Origin of the sequence: Pseudomonas sp. 2995-3, from assembly GCF_002742565.1 — a bacterium.
Classification (GTDB): domain Bacteria; phylum Pseudomonadota; class Gammaproteobacteria; order Pseudomonadales; family Pseudomonadaceae; genus Aquipseudomonas; species Aquipseudomonas edaphica.
The window spans coordinates 1-378 of record NZ_LJSB01000248.1 but is presented as its reverse complement, the minus strand read 5'-3'; the positions used below and the strand labels follow the sequence as shown (position 1 = coordinate 378).

General features: G+C 43.7%; 1 protein-coding gene. It reads right to left on the bottom strand.

The genetic code is table 11. The features are described 5' to 3' along the window. A partial coding sequence (locus tag AOA62_RS25275) for a bifunctional ornithine acetyltransferase/N-acetylglutamate synthase (protein WP_305886548.1) occupies positions 1-358 on the bottom strand: 358 nt, incomplete at its 3' end. Positions 359-378: the final 20 nt, after the last annotated feature.

Genomic DNA, 378 nt, shown 5'->3' with positions numbered 1-378 from the left:
TTGCTTTACTGATTTGACGCGCCCCTCTTTCCGTAGCAGCTCCTGTTACTTGAACCTCTATGAGCTTCGTAGCCCCTTCGCCGTCACGAGCGATTTGCTTCGCTAAGGATTTGCTTACGAGCTCTAATGCTTTAAAGAACGTAGACCATTCTGGATGGTCTTCATTGAGCGTTTTATTTTTCGCCTGGCCATTAGCCATTACAAGAACCATATCATTCGTACTACAATCTCCATCAACAGTAATTTGATTGTATGTGCGGTCCGTTACTTGCTTTAATGCTTTCGAGAGACTTTCATGTGATACTTCTGCATCCGTTGTTACAAATGAAAGCATTGTCGCCATATTAGGGTGAATCATTCCTGAACCCTTTGCAGCAC